The sequence below is a fragment of the Rhizobium terrae genome (assembly GCF_003425685.1).
Lineage (GTDB): Bacteria > Pseudomonadota > Alphaproteobacteria > Rhizobiales > Rhizobiaceae > Neorhizobium > Neorhizobium terrae.
Genome location: NZ_QJKM01000001.1, coordinates 217152 through 240895 on the forward strand (window position 1 = coordinate 217152; position 23744 = coordinate 240895).

The 23744-nt window shown below is 63.2% G+C and carries 20 protein-coding genes and 1 pseudogene; 15 read left to right on the forward strand and 6 right to left on the reverse strand.

The genetic code is table 11. The annotated features are described in order from the left end of the window. The first annotated feature begins 541 nt into the window (after positions 1 to 541). From DMO26_RS00925 to DMO26_RS00950, 7 genes and pseudogenes are all read left to right on the forward strand, one after another. Positions 542 to 1249 (forward strand): FadR/GntR family transcriptional regulator, encoded by a 708-nt coding sequence (locus DMO26_RS00925; RefSeq protein ID WP_117190140.1) that lies wholly within the window; start codon positions 542 to 544, stop codon positions 1247 to 1249. Beyond that, positions 1246 to 2412 carry a PLP-dependent transferase gene (locus DMO26_RS00930; RefSeq protein ID WP_117190141.1) on the forward strand — a complete coding sequence of 389 codons (1167 nt, stop codon included), beginning with the start codon at positions 1246 to 1248 and terminating at the stop codon, positions 2410 to 2412. Before DMO26_RS00925 ends, DMO26_RS00930 begins: the two co-directional genes overlap by 4 nt. A gap of 32 nt (positions 2413 to 2444) precedes the next feature. Then, positions 2445 to 3704, forward strand: coding sequence for an ABC transporter substrate-binding protein (locus DMO26_RS00935; RefSeq protein WP_117190142.1), 1260 nt, complete (start codon positions 2445 to 2447; stop codon positions 3702 to 3704). Positions 3705 to 3724: 20 nt separating this feature from the next. Continuing rightward, a pseudogene (locus DMO26_RS35165) lies at positions 3725 to 3855 on the forward strand (endonuclease domain-containing protein); the annotation flags it as partial. Positions 3856 to 3888: 33 nt separating this feature from the next. After that, the gene (locus DMO26_RS00940; RefSeq protein WP_117190143.1) at positions 3889 to 4824 is read left to right on the forward strand and encodes a carbohydrate ABC transporter permease; all 936 of its coding nucleotides are present in this window, start codon (positions 3889 to 3891) and stop codon (positions 4822 to 4824) included. A 4-nt stretch (positions 4825 to 4828) separates the two neighbouring features. Further along, positions 4829 to 5659, forward strand: a complete 831-nt coding sequence (locus DMO26_RS00945; protein WP_117190144.1) for a carbohydrate ABC transporter permease — start codon at positions 4829 to 4831, stop codon at positions 5657 to 5659. A 19-nt stretch (positions 5660 to 5678) separates the two neighbouring features. Next, positions 5679 to 6737 (forward strand): ABC transporter ATP-binding protein, encoded by a 1059-nt coding sequence (locus DMO26_RS00950; protein WP_117190145.1) that lies wholly within the window; start codon positions 5679 to 5681, stop codon positions 6735 to 6737. A 13-nt stretch (positions 6738 to 6750) separates the two neighbouring features. On the opposite strand, the gene DMO26_RS00955 is transcribed toward DMO26_RS00950, so the two are convergent. The 6 genes from DMO26_RS00955 to DMO26_RS34265 all read right to left on the reverse strand — a co-directional run bounded on the left by DMO26_RS00955 (position 6751) and on the right by DMO26_RS34265 (position 13936). Next, a complete protein-coding gene (locus tag DMO26_RS00955) occupies positions 6751 to 8409 on the reverse strand; it encodes an ABC transporter ATP-binding protein (protein ID WP_117190146.1) in 1659 nt (552 codons plus the stop codon). Beyond that, positions 8406 to 9368 (reverse strand): ABC transporter permease, encoded by a 963-nt coding sequence (locus tag DMO26_RS00960; protein ID WP_226951142.1) that lies wholly within the window; start codon positions 9366 to 9368, stop codon positions 8406 to 8408. The genes DMO26_RS00955 and DMO26_RS00960 overlap by 4 nt, the downstream gene beginning before the upstream one ends. After that, positions 9368 to 10375 (reverse strand): ABC transporter permease, encoded by a 1008-nt coding sequence (locus DMO26_RS00965; RefSeq protein WP_117190147.1) that lies wholly within the window; start codon positions 10373 to 10375, stop codon positions 9368 to 9370. Before DMO26_RS00965 ends, DMO26_RS00960 begins: the two co-directional genes overlap by 1 nt. A gap of 95 nt (positions 10376 to 10470) precedes the next feature. Beyond that, positions 10471 to 12063 (reverse strand): ABC transporter substrate-binding protein, encoded by a 1593-nt coding sequence (locus DMO26_RS00970; RefSeq protein WP_117190148.1) that lies wholly within the window; start codon positions 12061 to 12063, stop codon positions 10471 to 10473. A gap of 49 nt (positions 12064 to 12112) precedes the next feature. Further along, positions 12113 to 12793 (reverse strand): AroM family protein, encoded by a 681-nt coding sequence (locus DMO26_RS00975; protein ID WP_162894660.1) that lies wholly within the window; start codon positions 12791 to 12793, stop codon positions 12113 to 12115. Between the two features lie 186 nt (positions 12794 to 12979). After that, a complete protein-coding gene (locus tag DMO26_RS34265; protein ID WP_226951143.1) occupies positions 12980 to 13936 on the reverse strand; it encodes an AroM family protein in 957 nt (318 codons plus the stop codon). Between the two features lie 144 nt (positions 13937 to 14080). On the opposite strand from DMO26_RS34265, the gene DMO26_RS00985 reads away from it, so the two are divergent. The 8 genes from DMO26_RS00985 to DMO26_RS01020 all read left to right on the forward strand — a co-directional run bounded on the left by DMO26_RS00985 (position 14081) and on the right by DMO26_RS01020 (position 23701). Further along, the gene (locus tag DMO26_RS00985; protein ID WP_117190151.1) at positions 14081 to 15160 is read left to right on the forward strand and encodes a DUF917 domain-containing protein; all 1080 of its coding nucleotides are present in this window, start codon (positions 14081 to 14083) and stop codon (positions 15158 to 15160) included. Further along, positions 15157 to 16731, forward strand: a complete 1575-nt coding sequence (locus DMO26_RS00990; protein WP_117190152.1) for a hydantoinase/oxoprolinase N-terminal domain-containing protein — start codon at positions 15157 to 15159, stop codon at positions 16729 to 16731. The genes DMO26_RS00985 and DMO26_RS00990 overlap by 4 nt, the downstream gene beginning before the upstream one ends. Before the next feature lie 228 nt (positions 16732 to 16959). Continuing rightward, on the forward strand, positions 16960 to 18096 hold the full coding sequence (locus tag DMO26_RS00995) for a gluconeogenesis factor YvcK family protein (protein ID WP_117190503.1): 1137 nt from the start codon (positions 16960 to 16962) through the stop codon (positions 18094 to 18096). Between the two features lie 364 nt (positions 18097 to 18460). Then, on the forward strand, positions 18461 to 20065 hold the full coding sequence (locus tag DMO26_RS01000; protein WP_117190153.1) for an ABC transporter substrate-binding protein: 1605 nt from the start codon (positions 18461 to 18463) through the stop codon (positions 20063 to 20065). Positions 20066 to 20126: 61 nt separating this feature from the next. Continuing rightward, positions 20127 to 21143, forward strand: coding sequence for an ABC transporter permease (locus tag DMO26_RS01005; protein WP_117190154.1), 1017 nt, complete (start codon positions 20127 to 20129; stop codon positions 21141 to 21143). A gap of 49 nt (positions 21144 to 21192) precedes the next feature. Next, on the forward strand, positions 21193 to 22062 hold the full coding sequence (locus DMO26_RS01010) for an ABC transporter permease (RefSeq protein ID WP_117190504.1): 870 nt from the start codon (positions 21193 to 21195) through the stop codon (positions 22060 to 22062). A 26-nt stretch (positions 22063 to 22088) separates the two neighbouring features. Further along, positions 22089 to 22946 (forward strand): ABC transporter ATP-binding protein, encoded by an 858-nt coding sequence (locus tag DMO26_RS01015; protein ID WP_117190155.1) that lies wholly within the window; start codon positions 22089 to 22091, stop codon positions 22944 to 22946. Further along, a complete protein-coding gene (locus tag DMO26_RS01020) occupies positions 22943 to 23701 on the forward strand; it encodes an ABC transporter ATP-binding protein (RefSeq protein ID WP_117190156.1) in 759 nt (252 codons plus the stop codon). Before DMO26_RS01015 ends, DMO26_RS01020 begins: the two co-directional genes overlap by 4 nt. The last annotated feature ends 43 nt before the right edge of the window (positions 23702 to 23744 follow it).

The window sequence follows — 23744 nt, forward strand, 5'->3', positions numbered from 1 at the left end:
GGTTCAACTCCGCACCGCCGCAGACCGGAACCGGCGAGAGGGAGGAAGGCCGCTGCTAGGGCATCGCCCCTCTCGGCGATAACTTTCCCTGCCGGCACGAATGTCCGAAGACATCGGAATTGAAGTGCCTCAGTGAGCTGGAAGCCTCCGTTCGGCCGGCCCGCATCCCGATTTCCGCCGGGCGCGCCCCGCATCCTCGATATGGTCCAGAATGCCGATGCAGCGGCGGCTTCACCGTGCTCGACCGGCCGCGGGCGGAAATGCTGCACCGTGTCGGCCTTTCCGATCTTCCGAAGCCGCACGGGCCGGCGTGATCATCATCCTCATTGTCGGCTCCCATTGGGTGGAGCCCGACGAGAAAACCGTGGCTCGTGACCGCGGCCGCCGCTCCGGTGCCGATTTCAGGTCGGTCACTTTCGGGTCCGCTGCCTGAGGATCGGAATTGCCACCCCAATATCGCCGCCGATCGCCGCCGGCAGCATTGACACGCATCGTTGCGTAGATTTTATTGCTCAGATGTCAGACCAATTTTTTGAGAGCCATGGACAAGCCGCTGATCCCCTCGCTGCCGCCGATCGACCGGGCCCGCCAGGTCGTCGATGCGCTCGCCGACTATGTGGAGGATGCCGACCTGAAGGCGGGGGACCGGCTGCCGGCTGAACGGGAACTGATGGCGGCGCTTGGCGTCGGACGTTCGACCATCCGCGAAGCCATCCGCCAGTTCCAGGCGCTCGGCGTGGTCGAATCCCGCAAGGGAAGCGGCAATTATCTCTTGAAGCCGATTTCCCGGCGCACGATCCACATGCCGCTTTCCCTCGACACGGCGAACCTGCGTGACGCACTGTTGCAGACGCTGCAGGTGCGGCGCGGGCTGGAATGCGAAGCCGGCATGGTCGCGGCGCGGATGCGCACGGCCGAAGACCTGAAGATCATCGAGGCGCGGCTCGAAGAGATGGAGCGTGTCCACCACGCCAAGGGCGCGTCCGGACCGGAAGACCTGGCCTTCCATCTCGCCGTCTACGACGCCACCCACAATCCGCTCTTCCGCCAGCTTCTCGAACAGATGCGCGGGACCTTCGAGCGCTTCTGGAGCCATCCGTTCGAGCGCTTTGATTTCGCGCGCCGGTCCTTCCCGTTTCATCGGACGCTGTTCAACGCGATCGTCGCGCAGGATCCCGAGGCGGCGCGGGGCGAGACACTGAAGATCCTCGGAATCGTCGAGGAAGATATTAAGGAAATGTCCAGATGAAAGACGGCCTCGAACCGTTCGAACTCGCCTCGCTGATCACCGCGCATGATGACGGCAATTTCGCCGAGGCGGTCGTTCCGCCGATCTTCCAGACGTCGCTGTTCACCTTTTCCGACTACGACGACATGATCTCCGCCTATCGCGGCGAGAAGGTGCGGCCGATCTATACGCGCGGGCTCAATCCGACCGTGCGGGCCTTCGAGGAAATGCTGGCGAAGCTCGAAGGTGCGGAAGATGCGCTCGGTTTTGCGAGCGGCATGTCGGCGATCTCGTCCGCCGTCCTGAGCTTCGTCGAACCGGGCGACCGGATCGTTGCGGTCAAACATGTCTATCCCGACGCGTTCAGGCTGTTCGGAACCATTCTCAAGCGGATGAAGGTCGAGGTCACCTATGTCGACGGCCGCGACGAGGAGGCCGTCGCCAGGGCGCTGCCGGGGGCCAAGGTGTTCTACATGGAAAGCCCGACGAGCTGGGTGATGGAGGCTCATGACGTTGGTTCGCTGGCGGCGCTCGCCAGGAAGCATGGCGTCGTTTCGATGATCGACAACAGCTGGGCGAGCCCGTTTTTCCAGCGGCCGGTGACCCTCGGCGTCGATCTCGTCATCCATTCTGCCTCGAAATATCTCGGCGGCCACAGCGATGTCGTGGCCGGCGTCGTCGCGGGCTCGAAGGAGATGATCGCGCGGCTGAAGGCGGAAGCCTATCCCTATCTCGGCGGCAAGCTTTCGCCTTTCGATGCCTGGCTTCTGATCCGAGGGCTCAGAACGCTGCCGATCCGCATGAAGGCGCATGAGGCCGCCGCGCTCACTATCGCCCGCCGCCTGCAGGAGCTCGATGTGGTGGAAACGGTCTGCCATCCGGGCCTGGCGAACCGGCTTCCGGCGGGGCTCAACGGCACGTCGGGCCTCTTCTCGTTCATCTTCCGCGAGGGCGTCGATATCCGCGCCTTTGCCGACCATCTCAAGCTCTTCAAGCTCGGCGTCAGCTGGGGCGGCCACGAAAGCCTGATCGTCCCGGGCGAAGTGGTGCTGCAGCAGAAGGCCCAGCCGAATTCCGCGCATGCCTTCGGCATCCATGCGCGGTCCGTCCGCCTCCATGTCGGCCTCGAGGGAACCGAGGCCCTGTGGAGCGATCTTCAGGAGGCGATCGCCGTCGCTTCTTAGAACATCAACCGATAACAACTGGGAGAACGACAATGAAGACACTGATAACGACCGCGCTTTTCGCGACGCTGATGGCCGGCAGCGCGATGGCAGACACCACGCTCAAGCTGGTCGAGGTGATCACCAGCCCGGAACGCACCGAGACGCTGAAGTCGATCGTCGGCAAGTTCGAAGCCGCCAATCCCGGCACCAAGGTCGAGATCATCTCGCTGCCCTGGAATGAAGCCTTCCAGAAGTTCGCGACCATGGTTTCCGCCGGCGATAGGCCGGACGTGATGGAAATGCCGGACACATGGCTGTCGCTCTACGCCAATAACGGCATGCTGGAGAGCCTTGAGCCGTATCTGGCAAAGTGGGAGCACACCAAGGAACTGACGCCGCGGGCGCTCGAACTCGGCCGCGACGTCAAGAAGACCGCCTATATGCTGCCCTACGGCTTTTATCTGCGCGCCATGTTCTACAACAAGAAGCTGCTCGAGCAGGCAGGCGTCAAGGAACCGCCGAAGACCATGGAAGACTTCACCAAGGCTTCCGCTGCCGTCTCGAAGCTGCCAGGCAAATACGGCTACTGCATGCGCGGCGGCCCCGGCGGCCTGAACGGCTGGATGATCTTCGCCGCCTCGATGGCCGGCGACAACAAGTATTTCAAGGAGGACGGCACCTCGACTATGAACAGCGAAGGCTGGGCAAAGGGCATCGAGTGGATGGTCGATCTTTATAAGAAGGGTTATGCGCCGAAGGACAGCGTCAACTGGGGCTTCAACGAAGTCGTCGCCGGCTTCTATTCCGGCACCTGCGCCTTCCTGGATCAGGACCCCGACGCACTGATCGCGATTGCCGAACGCATGAAGAAGGAAGATTTCGGTGTCATTCCGCTGCCGAAGGGCCCGGCCGGCAAGTCTTACCCGACGATCGGTTACGCCGGCTGGTCGATGTTCTCCTCGACCAAGAACAAGGATCTTTCCTGGAAGCTGATCGCGACCTTGGAGGGCAAGGAAGGCAATCTCGAATGGAACAAGAAGATCGGCGCCCTGCCGGCCTATACCTCCGCCGAGAAGGACCCGTTCTACGCCGGCGACCAGTTCAAGGGCTGGTTCGAGGAACTGGCCGACCCGAACACGGTGCCGACCGTGATGCCGACCTACCTGGAAGAGTTCGCCCTTTTCAAGGATTCGCTCGCCATCAAGACCTCGCAGCAGGCGCTTCTCGGCGACATCACCCCGAAACAGCTCGCCGACCAGTGGGCCGCTTATCTTACCAAGGCACAGCAGAAGTTCCTGGCGAAGAAGTAACGCAGGCTGGCTTCGAGCTCGGAGCCCCCTCATCCGGCCCCACGGGCCACCTTCTCCCCGCGGGGGAGAAGGGGACGGAGGCGTCGCGGCTTATTCCCTTCTCCCAGCGGGGAGAAGGTGCCGGCAGGCGGATGAGGGGGCTCCGGCTTCCTGTGGCCCATAATAAAACGAAAGCCGACCACCGATGACCATGACCGCCGATACGCTTGGCAGGCGCCACGACCGCAGGCCGTGGCTGACGCGGCTCGCGCATGCCTCCGAGCCCTACCTCTACAGCGCGCCGTCGCTGATCCTGATCGTCGTGGTCATGCTGGTGCCCCTCGTCATCGGCATTTCCTATGCCTTCCGGGATATCCAGCTGCTCAATCCGTTTTCCGGCGGTTTCATCGGGATCGAGCATTTCCGGACGCTCTCCGAGGATCCGGCCTTTTATGGAGCGCTGAGGAATACGCTGTGGTGGACCGGCGCCTCCGTTCTCCTGCAGTTCGTCTTCGGGCTCGTCCTCGCGCTGCTGCTCGACAAGCCGTTCTGGGGAAGGGGGCTCGTCCAGGCGCTGGTCTTTCTGCCCTGGGCCGTTCCCTCCTTCCTCGCCGGCCTCAACTGGGCCTGGCTGTTCAACCCGGTGATCGGGCCGATACCGCACTGGTTGTCCGGGCTCGGCCTGATGGCGCAACCGGGCAACATCCTCTCCGATCCGCAATATGCGATGTGGGGGCCGATCGTCGCGAATGTCTGGTGGGGCATTCCGTTCTTCGCCATCACCCTGCTCGCCGCACTTCAGGCGATCCCGCGCGATCTCTACGAGGCGGCCTCGATCGACGGGGCAAGCTGGTCCCAGCGGTTCTTTTCGATCACTCTGCCGTTTCTCGCGCCGACGATCGCCATTACCGTGCTGCTGCGCACCGTCTGGATCTCGAATTTCGCCGACCTCATCGTCGTCATGACTGGCGGCGGTCCGGCCGACCGCACCCAGATCGTCGCGAGCTACATCTTCACCCAGGCCTTCAAGGCGCTCGATTTCGGCTATGCATCGGCGATCGCGCTGGTTCTGCTCGTGCTGCTGCTCGTCTATTCGATGCTGATCATCCTGCTGCGGCAGACCTTGCTGAACAAGGATTGAACCCATGAAGCAATCCCTTCTGCCGATCGTGGCGCATCGCCTGGCGATCCTCTGCTACATCGTGTTCGCGCTCTTCCCGCTGTTCTGGCTGCTGAAAGTGTCGGTGACGCCGAACGACCTTCTTTATTCGGAGGGTGTCAGGATGTGGCCGTCGCGCACGACGTTCGACCATTATGCCTTCGTGCTTCGGCACAGTGCCTTTCCGACCTTCTTCAAGAACAGCCTGATCGTCTCGGCGTCGACGGCCGTGGTGGTGACGGCCTGCGCCTCGCTTTCCGGTTACGCGCTCTCCCGCTTCAGCTTCCGGGCGAAATACTGGATCGTCGCGCTGATGCTGCTGACCCAGATGTTTCCGCTGGTCATGCTGGTGGCGCCGATCTTCAAGATCCTCTCGCCGCTCGGCCTCACCAACAGCCTGACGGGTCTGGTGGTCGTTTATTCGGCGTTCAACGTGCCCTTCGCCACCTTCCTGATGCAGTCCTTCTTCGACGGCATCCCGAAGGACCTGGAAGAGGCGGCGATGATCGACGGGGCGACCAAGTTCACGGCCTTCCGGCAGATCATCCTGCCGCTGACGTTGCCCGGCATCGCCGCGACGCTCGGCTTCGTCTTCACCGCCGCCTGGAGCGAACTACTTTTCGCGCTGATGCTGATCAACGGCAACGATGCGGCGACATTCCCCGTGGGGCTCCTCACCTTCGTGTCGAAATTTTCGGTCGACTTCGGCCAGATGATGGCGGCCGGCGTGCTCGCCCTCATCCCGGCCGGGCTCTTCTTTCTCCTCATCCAGCGTTACCTCGTCCAGGGCCTGACGGCCGGCGCGGTCAAAGGTTAGTCAAGCAGGGTTAGTCAAGATGGCATCCATTGAGATCGAAAAACTCGAAAAATCCTACGGCCACGTCTCCGTGCTGCATGGCATCGACCTCGACATCCGCGATGGAGAGTTCATCGTGCTGGTCGGCCCGTCGGGCTGCGGGAAGTCGACGCTGCTCAGGATGATCGCCGGGCTGGAAGACGTCAGCAAGGGCGAGATCCGCATCGCCGGAAACCGGGTCAACGACCTGCATCCGAAAGATCGTGACATCGCCATGGTGTTCCAGTCCTACGCGCTCTACCCGCATATGAGTGTCGCCGGAAACATGAGCTACAGCCTGCGTCTCAGGAAGACGGCGAAGGAAAAGATCGGCGCGGCCGTGGCGGGTGCCGCTTCCAAGCTCGGGCTCGAACCGCTGCTGGAACGGCGGCCGAAGGCGCTTTCCGGCGGCCAGCGCCAGCGTGTCGCGATGGGTCGCGCGATCGTGCGCCAGCCGAAGGCCTTCCTGTTCGACGAACCCCTGTCCAACCTCGACGCCCGGCTGCGCGAGCAGATGCGCGCCGAAATCAAGAAGATGCATGCCGATCTTAAAGCGACGTCGATCTATGTGACGCATGACCAGATCGAGGCGATGACGCTCGCGGACCGGATCGTCGCCATGCATGGCGGGGTGGTGCAGCAGGTCGGCAGTCCGCTCGAACTCTACGACCGCCCCGCCAACCTGTTCGTCGCCGGTTTCATCGGCTCGCCGGGCATGAATTTTCTCGATGCGGCCTATCTCGGCGGCGCCGCGATCCTGAAGGACGGCAGCCGGATTGCCGTGAATTCGCCCGCCGCCGTTCAGGAAGGGAGCGGCCTGACGCTCGGCATCCGCCCCGAGCATATCGTGATCACCACCGACGGCAGCGGCATGCGGGCCGGGGTGGAACTGGTGGAGCCGACGGGCTTTGGCATCATCCTGCATCTTTCCATGCACGGGTTGCCGGTGAAAGTGTTCACGCTCGACCGGCAGGCGCTTGCCCTTGGTGGAGAGGTCACGGTGTCGTTCCCGGCCGAGCACGTTCATCTGTTCGACGACGAAGGCAAGCGGATCGGTTAGCGTCTGCTGTTCGTCAGCCGGCGTGATCGGCGAGGTTCGCCGCCCGTGAGGTCTTGCGTCCGCTTTCGATCAGCGTTCTGGTGTAGTCCTGCTGCGGCGACAGGAACAGTCGTTCCGTTTCGCCCTGTTCGACGATCTCGCCGCGTTTCATCACGATCGTCCGATCGCAGATCTGCCGGATGACGGCGAGATTGTGGGAGATGAAGACGTAGGTGAGGTTGAGTTCGGCCCGAAGCTGCTGGAGGAAGTCCAGCACCTGCGCCTGCACCGAGATGTCGAGCGCCGAGGTCGGTTCGTCGAGGATCAGCAGGCGCGGATTGAGCGCGATCGCGCGGGCGATGCAGACGCGCTGTTTCTGGCCGCCGGAGAGTTCGTGCGGGTAACGGTATTTGAACATCTTCGGCAGTTGCACGATGTCGAGCAGTGCCTCGGCGCGGGCCTCGATATCCCGGCGGCTCATGCCGGTCTGGATGCGCAGCGGCTCGCCGATCGCATCGCCGATCGTGTGGCGGCCGTTCAGCGCCGAATGCGGGTTCTGGAAGACGAACTGCATGTGACGACGCATCTGGCGCAGCGGTTCGCCGGCAAGGCCCGAAATATTCCTGCCGTCGAAGATGATGTCGCCCGATGTCGGCTCGATCAGGCGAAGCAGCATGCGGGCCAGCGTCGACTTGCCGGAGCCCGATTCGCCGACCACGCCGAAGATCTCGCCGGTCCTGACCGAAAGGCTGATCCCTTTGACCGCCGCCACTTCGGCGCCGGACTGGCTGCGATAGATCTTCCTGAGATCGATCGCCTCCAGCAGCGCGCCTGGTCCGGCAGGTTCGGGTGCGACCGGTTCTGCGGGTATTTTTGCGGCGGCGGCATCGATATCTGGAACGGCAGCAAGCAGGCGCCGCGTATACTCGTGCTGCGGACGGCTGAGGATATCGGCCGTCAGGCCCTGCTCGACGATCTCGCCCCTGTACATGACGGCGCAGCGCTTCGCGACCGTGGCGATCGCGCCGATGTCGTGGCTGATCATGACGACGGTGAGGTTGAGCTTTTCAACCAGCGAATTGATCAGATCGAGCACCTGCGCCTGGACCGTGACGTCGAGCGCTGTCGTCGGTTCGTCGGCGATCAGCAGGTCCGGCTTGCCGGCAAGCGCCATGGCGATCAGCACGCGCTGGCGCATGCCGCCGGAAAGCTGGTGCGGATATTGGCCGAAGAGCATCGAAGGGTTCGGCAGTCCCACCTGGTCGAGCAGTTCCTCGGTGCGGGCGCGGCGTGCGGCTTTCGGGGAGACGCCCTGGCCGGCGGCCTTTTCATGCGCGGCGATGACGTCGGAAATCTGCCGCCCGACCGTGAAGAGCGGGTTGAGATAGGTCATCGGGTCCTGGAAGATCATCGAGATGCGGATGCCGCGGATCTTCGTCCAGTCCTTTTCCGAAAGCCGGGTGATGTCCTGACCGTCGAAGGTGATGCCGCCTTCGACCACCCTGGAGTTTTTCGGGCCGATGCCGAGCACGGAGCGCACCAGCACCGTCTTGCCTGAGCCGCTTTCGCCGACGATGCCGAGCGTGTCGCCGCGGTTGACGGTGAGGTTGATGCCCTTGAGCACATGCACCGGGCCGTCGAACGTGCCGATGTCGAGCCGATAATCCCTGATGTCGAGAAGAGGTCCGGTCATCTGTCGCGGCTCCTTGGGTCGAGAATGTCGCGCAGGCCGTCGCCGAGCAGGTTGAAGCCGAGAACGGTGAGGAAGATGGCGGCGCCGGGGAACAGCGAATACCACCACCAGTCCGGCATGTAGGTGCGGGCGACCGAGATCATTGCGCCCCATTCGGGTGCCGGCGGCTGGGCGCCGAGGCCGATGAAGCCGAGGCTTGCGGCGGACAGGATGGCCATGCCCATGTCCATGCTCATCTTGACGATGATCGGAGACAGGCAGTTGGGCAGGATGTGATGCCAGAGGATCCAGGGCGTCCTGGCGCCGATCGAACGGGCGGACTCCACGAAAAGCTCCTCCTTGACGGAAAGCGTCTTGGCCTCGACGAGGCGGACATAACCCGGCCACCAGACGAGTGCCAGCGCGAGAACGCAGTTGGTGATGCCGGGGCCGAGGGCCGCGACGATCGCCAGAGCAAGCGCCAGGCCCGGAACGGCCAGGAAAAGCTCGGTGATGCGCATGATGATCGCACGCAGCCAGCCGCCGCCGTAACCGGCGATGATGCCGAGCGGCACCCCGACTAGAGCACCGATGCCGGTGATGATCAGGCCGATCCAGAGCGAGGTACGGGCGCCCATGATGACGCGCGAGAAGATGTCGGCGCCCATCTCGTCTGTGCCGAACCAGTTGGCGCCAGTCGGCGGCATCAGCTTGTTCGACATGTCGATCGCGCCGCTCGCCGCCTCCGGATAGGGGGCGAGCAGCGGGCCGAAGGCTGCCAGCAGCAGAAAGAGCACGACCAGCGTCAGGCCGAGCATGGAGGAGAAGCTCTTGCGGAACATGTGGGCATAGAGCCGCCACTGGCGGATCTGGCTCGCATGCCGTTCGCGAAAGGTCAGCGGCCGGGAAAGCTCCGTCTGATCGATCATCGTGATGGCAGCTGCAGGGGGCGTCGACGGGGATGTAATCGGGGTCGTCATCACGCGCTCCTGAGACGAGGGTCGATCCAGGCATAAGCGAGATCGACAAGGGTGTTGGCGACGATGAAGAAGAAGCCGATCATCAGCGTCACGCCGATGACGGGCTTGAAATCGGACGAGAGCGCGGACGAAACGGCGTAAAGCCCGATGCCCGGCCAGTCGAAGACGGTTTCGACCAGTACCGTGGAGCCGAGCATCCAGCCGAAACGCAGGCCGATCATGGCGAGCGTCGGCAGCATGGCGTTCTTCAGCGCATAGAGCGCCACGATGCGGAAGGAGGCGATGCCATGGGCGCGTGCGGCGACGATGTAGTCGGATTGCAGCACCTCGATCATTTCCGCGCGGTTGACGCGCAGGATGGAGGCAAGGCACGGAAAGGAGAGCACCACCGCCGGCAGGATGATGTGCTGCAGCGAGGTCCAGAAGGTCTGGAAACGGCCGGAGATCAGGCTGTCGACCAGCAGCAGGCCGGTGACGGTTTCCGGCGGACGCGTAACGAGCGGCAAACGCCCGGACACCGGCAGCCAGCCGAGATCGACCGCGAACATCAATTGCAGGATGATGCCGAACCAGAAGGCCGGCAGCGCCACGCCGGAGATGGAGAAGATGCGGGTCACATGGTCGAGCGGCCCGTCCTTGTAGACGGCCGAGAGCATGCCGAGCGGCACGCCGACGACGATGCCGAGCGCCATCGCGACGAAGACGAGTTCGAGCGTTGCCGGCGCATAACGCAGCACCTCTTCCATGACCGGGCGGGTGGTGACGATGGACTGGCCGAGATCGCCGCGCATAAGGTCGCCCATGTAGACGATGAACTGTTCCGGCAGCGATTTGTCGAGGCCGTATTCGGTGCGAATGGTCGCCACCATGTCCTCGGTTGCGTTCGGGCCGGCCACGAGACGAGCGGGATCGCCTGGCGCGACATTGGTGATGAGGAACGTCAGGGCGGCAATGCCGATCATCGTGCCGACCAGCGTCAGCAATTTGCGGAAGGCGAACGTCAGCATCGTCTTCTCCAGGCTTTTTCATTAGATCGCGCATGGCCCTGGGAGGCCGGGCCATGCGCGCCATTCTGGCTGCAAGGTGGGAGGACAGCCAGTGGTTATTCGGCCTTTACCCACAGCGGATAGAGATCGACTTCGCCCGTGAAGCGGACCGGGCTGAACTTGAAGCCCTGCAGGTAGTCGCGGCGCGCCCAGCGGCGGTTCTGCAGCATGCCGAAGACTTCCGGCTGATCGGCGACGATCTGCGTCTGGATGTCGGCATAGAGCTTGGCGCGCTCATCCCAGTTGGTCGAGCCGCGCGCCTTGTCGATCATCTCCGAGACCTTCGGGTTGTCGTAGAACATCATCGCGTAATACTGGCCCCAGCTCGCCTTGTGGTACTGGTAGGCGACGGCGTCCGGATCGGTGGAGACCGGCGTCGTGTAGACCGAGGTCATGGCCGGCGAAGTCTCGACCTTCGAGCCGTTGGCGACCATGTTCGGCCACTGCTCGGGCTTGATCTCGACATTGATGTTGAGCGGCTTCAGGCTGTCGAGCAGCACGAGACCGATGCGGCGGGCTTCCTCGAGGCCGGCGACGTGAACGTAGGGCAGGGTGATGCCGCCCTTCGCATAACCGGACTTGGCGAGATATTCCTTGGCCTTGGCGAGATCCTTGCGCGGCATGCCGGGAACCGCGACATGACCCTTCATGGCGTCCGGCAGCGGGCTCGTCTCCAGCGTCGCGGCGCCGTTGTAGACCTGGATCAGCGCGTCATAGTCGAGCGCGTAGGCGATCGCCTTGCGCAGATTGATGTCGGCCGTCGGTCCCTTCTGCGTGTTGAACTTGATGCCGAACGTGGTCATGCCCTTGTGGTCTTCGATGACGACGCCGGGCACGCGCTTGATCTGCACGTAGTCGTCGGGCGTCAATCCCTCGACGATATCGGCTTCGCCGCGCTGCAGGGCCGCCTTCTGGGCGGCCGGCTCACGGATGATCTTGAAGATCACGCCGGCCGGACGGTTCTTGTCGCCCTGCGGCCAGCCCTTCCAGTAGTTCTGGACGGATTCCACTTCGTAAAGGACGTTCGGTTCCCAGCGGCCGAGCTTGAACGGGCCGGAGCCGGCGGCATGGTCGGTCAGCCACTTCTGGCCGTAATCGCCGTCCACCTCGTGCGCCTTCACTTCGGCCGGATTGACGATGTACCACCAGGGGAGGAACGAGAGGAACGGTGCGTAAGGTGCCTTCAGGTCGAACTTGACGGTGTAGTCGTCGACGACGCTGATGCCTTCCGGCGCCAAGAAGTCCTTGAGCATCCAGGCGACGCCCTTGTTGAGCTTCAGGCCCCGCTCGAAGGAATAACGGACGGCTTCGGCCGTCACCGGGTCGCCGTTGTGGAACTTGGCGGTTTTGGCAAGGTGGAAGGTCCAGGTCTTGCCGTCGGCGCTGGTTTCCCACTTCTCGGCGAGCCACGGCTTCAACTCGGCCGGATCGCCTTCATATTTCAGAAGCGCATCGTAGACGGCCTGCTGGATCATGCGCGTCGACCAGTCGTAGCGGACGTGCGGATCGAGGACCGGGATCGCCTGCCGGCCGCCGAACACGATGACGTTCCCCTTGTCGGTGCGCTCGAAGGCGGCGGCCGGGGAGGCGAGGACCGACGAGGCAAGCAGCCCCGCGATCGCGATATTCCTGATGATTTTGCCGAACATTCGTTCCCTCTCTTTATGGATGCGGCTTGTTGGTCAGACTTACGGGTGGTCAGATCATCTGGCGTACGACGCCCGCCACGACGCGGCGCGACAGAAGCACGGGCGCATCGACGGCGCGGCGGACCTCGTCCAGCATCGCGGCGGAATAACCCATGCAGTGCATAACGACGAGGTCGCAGCCTTCGAGCTGCTTGGCGCGCTCATAGACGTTCTCGCCGGCATAGGGCGAGGCGGAGACGATTTTCGGCTCGCCGCTGAAGACGTGGCGTTCGGCGAATTCCTTCACCTGCCGCTCGAGCGGCAGGATGACGCCAAGCTTGCGGGAGGAGCCGGCAAAGGCCTCGACGGTGGAATCGACGATGCGCTGCGCTTCCACGACCAGCGTGTTTTCGAGCGGATCGATCCTGGTACCGGTGCAGAGCAGAACGACGAGATCGAAGCCTTCGCCGTCGATCTTCTTGAGAAGCACGTTGAGCTTTTCCTCCGTCCGCGCCTTGGAGGAGACGATTTCCTCGCCGCTGGCGAGCCGCGTGGCGAAGGAATGTTCGCCGTCCCTGGCACGTATCGCATCGAGTTCCTCGGTGTTCATGCCGTCCAGCACGCCGAACTCGCGAAATTCGACGCGGCCGGCCGGCAGTCCGGCGACGATCTCCGCCACCATTTCCGGAACGAGGTCCACGCGGGGCGTCTGGCCGATGGTCACGAAGGCGATCTTGGATGTGGAAGGCATGCTCACGTTCATTCCCTGCATGGCATCATTGGCAGGGAGCCTAACGCCCGGAAGCGCGGCTTCACTATAGGGTAATGCCCCTAGAGCGACATGTTTCTGACATGTTTGTTGCGACCAAATTTTAGGCAAAAGGGCCGTTCACAGCAATTTTCTTGCGCAAGCCACAAAATTCTTCTGGATAATGGCTTAGGGATGCCCGGCGGCGACCACCATGCGGATCAGCGCGTTGGAGGAGGTGACCTCCATCTTGCCCATCACGTTGGAGCGATGGATCTCGACCGTCTTCGGGCTGATGCCGAGCTGGCGGGCGATCGCCTTGTTGGACAGGCCTTCGGCGACCAGCGACAGCACCTGGCGTTCGCGGGGCGTCAGCCTGAGCAGCTTTTCGGAAAACTCCGGTGAAACGCCGGGCAGCGTGACGGGATGGGTGCCGTGCAGCAAAAGGCGGATGGCGCTTGCGACGATGCGGCGGGCGAGCACCACCGGCTTGCCGCTGGCTTTAGCCACCATCTGGCGATCGGCTTCCGTGAAGCTCACCGAATTCAGGACGATGATCTCTGCGTCGGCAAGATCGACAAGGGCGCTCGCCAGCAGCTTCTTGTCGCCGTCCGCAGCATAGCTGGCGCTGATCTTGTAGGGCGCCAGCGCCGGGATTTCGAGCTCGCCGATCTGCTGCTGCAGCGGCTGGATCAGGCCGACGGCCGAACCGTGGGCCGCAAGCGATATGACGGTGGATTCCATGGCGCGCTGGGCATTGACGGTCGGGCAGGTGCTCTCGAAATCCCGGAACAGACCGGTCGAAAGGATGACCACGAGATCGAATTCATTCGGCTGGAAATTGGCGGCGATCTTCGCCATGCGCTCGGCAATGCGCGGCTTGGACACGACGATGTCGCTTCCGTCGGAGAGGCGCGTCAGGATGCTCGTTTCGCCCGGACGCACGCGGAGATCGTCGATTTCCGCCTTGGAAAGCCCGTCCAGCGCGCCGATTTCCATCGCTTCGATCGGGATGTCGAGGTTTTCCAGCATGTCGCCGATGATATCGGTGCGCGGCGATTGGCCGACGCTCAGGAACATGACGCGATGGCGGGATTCCGCTGCTTCCGGCAAGGGCGAAGACGGATTGTATGGATGCTTCGTCACGGGCAGGGAATCGGTCCTTTCGTCGTCTTGGCATGATGGTTTGAGGCGTGCCCAAAATCAAGGCAAGCTCATTCTAGGGGCAGTCCCCTATAGGCATCCTTCGTCGCACATGGCTAGGTTCTAGCACATTCTTCGGAGGTAAACATGATCCGTGATTTCGAAGCGGGCGAGATCGACCCGCTTGCCGTGGGCGCCTGGATTCTCGGCACCGGCGGTGGCGGCAGCCCCTATCTGGCGCAGCTCAACCTGAAAAAACTCTACAAGGACGGCAGGCGCGTCAAGCTCATCGATCCGAAGGCGCTCGATGACGGCGATGCCGTTGCGGTGGTCTCCAAGATGGGCGCGCCGCTGGTCGGCCAGGAACGGCTGGTGGACCCGGCGCATCTTGCCCGCGCCATGCAACTCATGGAGGAATATACCGGCCGCAGGTTCCGTGCCGTGATGAGCGTCGAGATCGGCGGCGGCAACGCGCTCTCGCCCTTCCTCGCCGCCGCCATGCTGGACATTCCCGTCGTCGATGCCGATGCGATGGGCCGCGCCTATCCGGAAGCGCAGATGACGAGCTTCGCGATCGGCGACCTACCGATGTATCCGCTGACTTTGGTCGATTGCCGCGACAACGAGGCCGTCGTCGCCAAGGCTGCGTCCTGGAAGTGGATGGAGCGCATCTCCCGCAAGATCTGCACCGAAGTCGGCTCGACCGCAGCCACCTGCAAGGCGCCGCGCACCGGTCGCGAAGTCAAGGATTGGGGCGTGCTCTACACGGTCACCAAGGCCGTCAGCCTCGGTCGCGCCGTGCTCGATGCCCGCGCCGCCCATACAGATCCGGTCGAGGCCGTGCTCGCCCATGAAGGCGGCAAGATACTGTTCAAGGGCAAGATCGCCGACGTGGACCGAACCACGACCGGCGGCTTCCTGCGGGGTTCGGCGGCGATCGAAGGCCTTGACGGCGACAAGGGATCGAAGGTGGAGCTCGCCTTCCAGAACGAATGGGCGGTCGCCTTCCGCGACGGCCGGCCGATCGCCATGACGCCGGACCTGATCTGCCTGCTCGACACGGTGTCGGGCGAAGCGATCGGTACGGAAACGGTGCGTTACGGTCAGCGCGTGACGGTCGTCGCCCTGCCGGCGCCGGACGTGCTGACAAGCCCCAAGGGCCTCGAACATGTCGGCCCCCGCGCCTTCGGATATGACCTGGATTTCAAATCGGTGTTTGCAGCATGAAGCGGATCGGAATTGACGTCGGCGGCACCAATACGGATGCCGTGCTCATCGATGGCGAGAAGGTACTCTCGGCCATCAAGTTTCCCACCACCGCCGACGTGATGCAGGGCGTGGTCAACGCGATCGGCCACGTCGTCGCCTCGCAGCCGCCGGGTGTCTCGCCGGTCGATGCGGTGATGATCGGCACGACGCATTTCACCAATGCCGTCGTCGAGCGCGCCCGCCTGGAACGCGTTGCCGCGATCCGCATCGCCATGCCGGCCGGCGCCTCGCTGCCGCCGATGATCGACTGGCCGGACGAGTTGCGCGATGCTGTCGATCCGCTGTCCTTCATGGTGCATGGCGGCCATGAATATGACGGCCGGCCGCTGGTGCCGCTCGCGCGCGACGAGATCCGCGACGCGGCCATGAAGATCCACGATGCCGGAATCACGTCTGTCGGCATCACTGCACTTTTTTCACCGCTGACGGCGGAATGCGAGCTGGAAGCCGCGGACATCGTCCGCTCGATCATTCCGGGTGCGCGCATCACGCTCTCCCACACGCTCGGCCGCATCGGCCTTCTGGAGCGCGAGAACGTCACGCTGCTGAATGCCGCGCTGCAGGGCCTCGGCCGCAAGACAATCGACGCCTTCAAGGATGCGCTGCTGCGGGCCGGCATCGACGCGCCGTTCTACCTCACCCAGAACGACGGCACCGTCGTGCTGGCGGATGTCGCGGCGGCCAACCCGGTCTACAGCTTCGCCTCCGGCCCGACCAACTCCATGCGTGGTGCTGCCTTCCTGACCGGGCTCAAGGAGGCCATGGTCATCGACGTCGGCGGCACGACCTCGGATATCGGCTGCCTCGTCGGCGGTTTCCCGCGGGAAGCCAACAATGTCGTCGAGGTCGGCGGGGTACGGACGCTGTTTCGTATGCCCGACCTGCTGCCGATGGCGCTCGGCGGCGGCACGATCATCGATCCGGAAACCCGCAAGATCGGCCCGCGTTCGGTCGGGTACCGGATCACCGAGAAGGCGCTGGTGTTTGGCGGCGACACCCTGACCACGACCGACGTCGCGGTCGCCGCCGGCCTCGTCGAGATCGGCGACAGGGATCGGGTCAAACATCTCGACAAGGCGCTGGTCGCCGATCTTCTGAAGCGCGTCGAAGCGATGGTGGAAGACGGCGTTGACCGGATGAAGACCTCGGCTGAAGGCGTGCAGCTTATCGCCGTCGGTGGCGGGGCCTTCCTGATTCCGGAAAAGCTGAAGGGTGCCAGCGAGGTTCTGCGCGTCGAACATGCCGGCGTCGCCAACGCACTCGGTGCCGCCATGGCGCAGGTTTCCGGCGAGGTCGACCAGGTGTTCTCCGAGATGTCGCGCGACAAGGCGATCGCCGAAGCCGAACGGATCGCCCGCAACCGCGCCGTCGAGGCGGGTGCCGATCCGAACTCGATCGTCACGCTCGATACCGAAGACATTCCGATCGCCTACCTGCCGGGCGACGCGCGCCGCGTCCGCGTCCGCGTCGTCGGCGATATCGCCTTCATGAAGGACGAGAAGAAGCGGGCGGCGGGCGGCTTGCGCTGACGCCTGCAACAAGAGGGCCGGCCGGCCATGTTGGCCCGACCGGCTTTCCCCGGAGAGGAGACGCAGTCCCTCAGACCGCGATGCGTATTCGGCGCCGACAAATCCCGATCCGGGCCGCAGCGAACTGCGATCCCCGGCGGAACTCCGGCTTTGGGCTTTATCGCTTTCGCATTCCACGGTAAGCAGCATTGGTCTTTCAGTCCGGCGGCCTTCCGGGGCGAGGTTTACATGAAGCGGATCGTCCTGTTTTCCGGGGGCAGTGCCTGCCGCACCATCAATATCGCGCTCAGCCGCAGGCAGGTTCACCTGACCCGCATCGTGCCGGCATGGGACAGCGGCGGAAGCTCGAAGGTCATCCGGGAGAAGCTTGGCATCCTGTCGGTGGGCGACATCCGGCAGGCGTTGATGACGATGGCGCATGGAGAGGGCTGCTCGGGCGACGTCGTCCGGATCTGCAATACGCGCCTCTCCGCCAACCGGGGCATCGGGGAAGCGTGGAAGGAATTCCTGTTCTATGCCGAAGGGCGCCATCCGTTGCTGGAGCGGATGGAAGCGGGATTGCGCGGCGCGATCCTCAACTACCTGAAGACCTTCGCTTCGACGGTCGGCAGCGACTTCGACTTCCGCAACGGCAGCATCGGCAATTTCATCCTGACGGGAGCCTGCATCGCCCATAACGGCGACGTCAACACGGCGATCTTCGTCTTCCGAAAGCTCTGCGGCATCAACGGCAATGTCTGGCCGTCGTCCCTCGACAGCGACCTGGTGCTTTCGGCGACCCTGAAAAACGGCAGCCGCCTCGCGCCGCAGGATGTCATCACCAGGCTTTCCGAGGAGGATGCCGGGATCGGCATCCGCGAAATCGAGCTCACCCGCGAACAGGGGCAAACCCCGTCTCCCAATCCCGCCGCGCTGGAAGCCATCGAGCGCGCGGACCTGATCGCTTTCGGGCCGGGCAGCTTCTACACCAGCATCCTTCCGCACCTGCTGGTCGACGGCATCGTCGCGGCAGTCGAGCGGGCAAACTGCCCCAAGGTGGTGATCGGCAACATTCTGCAATGCCGGGAAACCCTGGGGATGACACTCAGGGATGTCGTCACGGCCTTCGGCGACCGTTGGCAGCAGTCAGGCGGCTCCGGAGAGCTTCCGTTCCTGCATGTCCTCGGCAACCGGCTGCTTTTCCCCTTCGAAAAGACGGTCGGGGTTTTCCCCTATCTTGCGGACGACCTACCGGAAGGCGGCGGTTACGAGATCGTTCTGGACGAACTGGAGGATGCGTGGAACCGCGGCCAGCACGACGGCGACCTCGTGGCGGACCGCCTGCTCGCGATCGCCTCCTCCGGCGAAAGGGCCGCAGGGGACTGATCCGAACCGACCGCCCGTTGGACGCCCACATCTTCAGGCCGGTCACGCGGGCCGATAGATCCGTGCCGCCGCGCCCTTCACAAAGACTTTCGAGCCGATCGGTTCAAGCACCTTGGCGGGACGGTCTCGATAAGATCGGCGAGCGCTTGTCGAGGACCACCGGATACACCATCAGCCTGTATTGATCGACCAGCCGTCAGATCCGAAAAAATATGCTGAAATCCAATCCTGGCCTCCGGATTCGGTCAATCGGGCGCAGACGACATCCAAGCACCCGATTGACACCTGTCGTAAGACATCATATCTCTCGGAGGTACTTATCTATCTGCCGGGAGGAGACCGGCAATCCAAGGGAGGATCGGCCATGAAGCCGTTCATGAAGATAATGGCACCGGCATTGCTGGGTTCCACGCTGCTTTTCCAGCCCGCCTATGCCGAAACCCCGCCGAATATGCTGGTCGTCGGTTTTTCGATGAACAATATCCTGACGCTCGATCCCGCCGCCATTACCGGCAAGGAGACCGTACAGGTTCTCACCAACATATATGACAACCTTGTGGCGCTCGATGCGGTCAATCGCGCTCAGGTCGATCCGCAACTCGCCGAAAGCTGGACGATCGCCGAAGACAACGGCTCGATCACCTTCAAGCTGCGCAAGGGCGCGGCGTTTGCCTCCGGCAACCCGGTCACGTCGGCCGATGTCGTCTGGTCCTTCAAGCGGCTGATGAAGCTCAACCTGGCCCAGGCGTCGTTCTTGAAGACCCACGGCTTCTCCGCCGCCAATGCCGATCAGAGCTTCACCGCTCCGGACGACAATACGGTCGTCATCAAGCTGCCGAAGAAGGTCGATCCGCAGATCATCGTCCAGACGCTCGGCATCGTCGGGCCCGGTTCCATCCTCGACATGAAGACGGTGATGGCAAACGACAAGAACGGCGACATGGGGACGGCGTGGCTTACCAACAACTCCGCCGGCTCCGGTCCGTTCACGCTCGGCCAATGGCAGTCGAACGAGCGCGTCACGCTCGAGCAGAACCCGAAATACTGGGGCGAGAAGCCGGCGATGCGCCGCATCATGATGCGGCATCTGGCCGAATCCCAGAGCCAGCGGCTGATGCTCGAAAAGGGCGACATCGACATCGCCTATTCCATGTCGGCGGCCGACCTCAAGGCGCTCGAAAACAACAAGGACGTCAGGATCCAGACGAACGGCGGCAGCGGCTTCTATTATCTCGCCGTTTCCATGAAGGACGAGAAGTACCAGAAGCCCAAGGTTCGCGAGGCGCTGCGTTATCTGATCGACTACCAGGGCCTGAACGACAGCGTGCTGCCCTATTTCGGCAAGCTGCGCGACCGACCCGTGCCGGCGGGCATATTCGGCGCCCTGCCGAATGCAGGCTACAAGCTCGATGTGGCGAAGGCCAGGGCGCTGCTTGCCGAGGCCGGTTACCCGAACGGTTTTTCGACGACGCTGCGCGCCATCTCTGACGTTCCGTTCATGAGCCTTGCGACGGCGATCCAGGCGACGCTCGCTCAGGCCGGCATCAAGGCCGAGATCATCACCGGCTCCGGGGACCAGATCTACGGCGCGATGCGCGAGCGCAAATATGAGCTTCTCGTCGGCCGCGGCGGCGGCGGACAGCTGCCGCATCCGGACTCCAATTTCCGCGCCATCGTCTACAATCCCAACAATGCGGATGAAGCGAAGCTGACCAACTTCCAGGGCTGGCGCACGTCCTTCTATGATGAGAAGATCAACAAGATGATCGATGATGCTCTCGTCGAAGGCAACAAGGACAAGCAGATCAAGGACTACGAAGCCATCCAGACCTATTACGCCGACATGATGCCGTCGATCCAGCCCTTCTCGGAAGTGGTCGACAGCGTCGGTTTCCGGGCCGACATCAAGGGTCTGGAACTCAACCCGTCCTGGTCGACCCAGCTCCGCACGGTCAAGAAAGAAAGATGATCGTCAGCCGCCGCGGCGTGTGAAACGCCGCGGCGGCTGTTGCGATCCTGAGGAAGCCCCCATGACAAACGAGCGTCTCACCGCCTTCACGCGGCAGGCCGGCACCATATTGGCAACCCTGATCGGGCTGCTGATCCTGACCTTCTGCATCGGACGGTTGATGCCGGTCGATCCCGTCCGCGCCATCGTCGGCGAAGAGGCCGACCAGGCCACCTATGACATGGTCGCGGAGCGGATCGGCGCCAACCTGCCTCTCTGGCAGCAGTTCTTCCGTTACGTGAACGACCTGGCCCATGGCGATTTCGGCACCTCGATCCGCACCGGCCAGCCGGTCATCAACGACATCCTGCATGTGATGCCGGCAACGATCGAACTCGCGACGTTCGCGATCATCTTCGGGGCCGGTCTCGGTATCCCGCTCGGCATCCTCGCGGCGGTGCGCCGCAACCGCCCCATCGACCACGCCATCCGCTTCGTCACCCTGATCGGCCATTCCATGCCGATCTTCTGGACCGGGATGATCGGCCTCATCGTCTTTTACGCCATGCTCGACCTCGTCGGCGGCGGCGGTCGCCTGTCCGACTATTATATCGGCCTCGTGCCGGAAGCGACCGGCTTCCTGCTGATCGACTCGCTTCTTGCCGGCGACATGGAAGTCTTCCGGGATGCGGTGAACCATCTGCTCCTGCCGGCGAGCATCCTCGGTTATTCGTCGCTCGCCTACATCACCCGCATGACCCGCAGTTTCATGCTGGACCAGTTGAACCAGGAATACATCACCACGGCGCGCGTGAAGGGGCTGTCGAAGAACCGCACCATCTGGCACCACGCCTTCGCGAACATCCGGGTGCAGCTCGTCACCATCGTCGCGCTCGCCTACGGAACCCTGCTCGAGGGCGCCGTGCTCATCGAGACCGTGTTCTCCTGGCCGGGTTTCGGCCAGTACATCACCAACAACATGCTGATCGGCGACATGAACGCGGTGATGACCTGCGTGCTCCTGGTCGGCATCATCTTCATCGCGCTCAACCTGCTTTCCGACGCGCTCTACAAGATCTTCGATCCGAGGACGCGGTGATATGGCAGCAGAATCCCTTTCCATTCAGGATGGCGCCCAGGAAAAGCTCATGTCCGGTTATCGCTCCAATCCAAACTCGGCCTTCCGGCGCTTTCTCGCGATCATCCGCGAGCTGCTCGACAGCCCGACCTCCGCTTTCGGCCTGGTGGTCGTCACGATCCTGCTTCTGACCGCCATCGTCGCCCCGCTGCTCGCGCCCTACGATCCGAACGTCGTCGACCTCGGCAATACGCTGAAGCCGCCGAGTTCCGAGCACTGGTTCGGAACCGACGAACTCGGCCGCGACATTATGAGCCGCATCATCCACGGCACCCGCATCAGCCTGACGATCATCACGATCGTCTCGGTGATCGTCGGCCCGATCGGGCTGCTGGTCGGTACGACCGCAGGGTATTTCGGCGGCTGGTACGATACGGTGATGATGCGCATCACCGACATCTTCCTGTCCTTCCCGAGCCTTATCCTGTCGCTCGCCTTCGTGGCGGCGCTCGGCGCCGGCCTTGAGAACGCCATCATCGCCATCGGCTTGACCACTTGGCCGCCGATCGCCCGCCTGGCGCGCGCCGAAACGCTCACCTTCCGCGGCGCCGACTACATCTCCGCGTCACGCATGCAGGGCGCATCGGCGCTGCGCATCATCGTCAAGTCGATCATGCCGATGTGCCTTCCCTCCGTCCTGGTGCGCGTCACGCTCTCCATGGCGACGGTCATCCTGACCGCCGCCGGCCTCGGCTTCCTGGGGCTCGGCGCGCAGCCGCCGCTTCCCGAATGGGGTGCGATGATCGCCACCGGCCGGCGTTACATGCTGGACAACTGGTGGCTGGTCGCCTTCCCGGGCGGCGCCATCCTGCTCGTCAGCCTCGCCTTCAACCTTCTGGGCGACGGTCTGCGCGACGCGCTGGATCCCAAGCAAAGATAGGCCCGAAACAGCGTTAGGATTCCGCCATGGAAAACAATCAGGCTCTTCTGAAAGTCGAAAATCTCCGCGTCGGCTATCGCAGCGGCAAGGCCTACAACACCGTCGTCAAGAGTGTCTCCTTCGATCTCGGCCGCGAGCGCCTCGGCATCGTCGGTGAATCGGGCTCCGGCAAGTCGACCATTGGTCGCGCGCTGCTCAAACTCTTGCCGACGGCGAGGATCGAGGCCGACCGGATGGATTTCGGCGGTACCGATCTCCTCTCCGCCACGGAGAAACAGATGCTGTCGATCCGCGGCCGGCGCATCTCGATGATCCTGCAGGACCCGAAATTCTCGCTCAATCCTGTGCATCGTGTCGGCGACCAGATCGCGGAGGCTTATCGGGTCCACACCAAAGCCTCGGCGCAGGTGGCGAAACAAAAGACACTCGAAATGCTTGAAGCGGTAAAGATCCGCGATCCGGAGCGTGTTTTCGGCCTCTATCCGCACGAAGTCTCGGGCGGCATGGGCCAGCGCATCATGATCGCCATGATGCTGATCCCCGAACCGCAGATCATCATCGCCGACGAGCCGACCTCGGCGCTCGACGTCACGGTGCGCATGCAGGTCCTGAACATCCTGAATGAACTGGTCACCAACAAGGGCATCGGCCTCATCATGATCAGCCACGACCTGAACCTCGTGCGCAATTTCTGCGACCGCGTTCTCGTGATGCGCCATGGCGAAGTGGTCGAGGAGCGCGCGGCGCGCGACATGAAGAACTGCACGCATCCCTATACGCAAGGCCTGCTCGCCGCCCAGCCGCATATCGGCGGCCCCCGCAAGCCGCTTCCGGTGCTGAATCGCGAGCCCCAGACCAATGCAGTCAACGAGGTGCGCGCATGACCGCCATCGACGTCCGCAACCTGTCGATCGACCTTGGTTATGGCGCCGCGAAGAAGCGCATCCTCGGCGATGTCAGCTTCTCCGTCGAGGCGGGTGAATCCTTCGGTCTCGTCGGTGAATCCGGCTCCGGCAAATCGACGATCCTGCGCTGCATCGCCCGCCTGCTGAATGCCTGGGATGGCGATATCCAGCTCGAAGGCCGATCGGTCAGCGCCATGCCCTTTGCCGAATATTGCCGCATGGTGCAGATGGTCTTCCAGGACCCTTACGGTTCGCTGCATCCGCGCCAGTCGATCCGCACCGCGCTGCAGGAGCCGCTGCGCATCCATCGCATGGACCGGCAGGTGGAGCGCATGGAGCGGGCGCTGATCGACGTGGGTTTGAATCCGGCCTTCCTGCAGCGGTATCCGCACGAACTCTCCGGCGGCCAGCGGCAGCGCGTGGCGATCGCCCGGGCGCTCATCCTGGAGCCGCGCATCCTGCTGCTCGACGAGCCGACCTCGGCGCTCGACGTCTCCGTACAGGCGGAAGTGCTCAATTTGCTGGCGGATCTGCGTGCAAAACGCAATCTCACCTATCTCTTCGTCAGCCATGATCTTGCGGTGATCGATCATATGTGCGAGCGGCTTGCAGTGATGCAGCATGGCCGCGTCGTGGAGATCATGGACCGAGACGTGCTGGCGACAGGCGAAGCCCAGGATCCCTATGCCCGCGAACTGATCCAGGCGAGCCTCGAATACGATCACGCCGTCTAGTTCGGCCGCAAAGGGCAGGCTAAAAGGGGCAGGCCAATAGGGC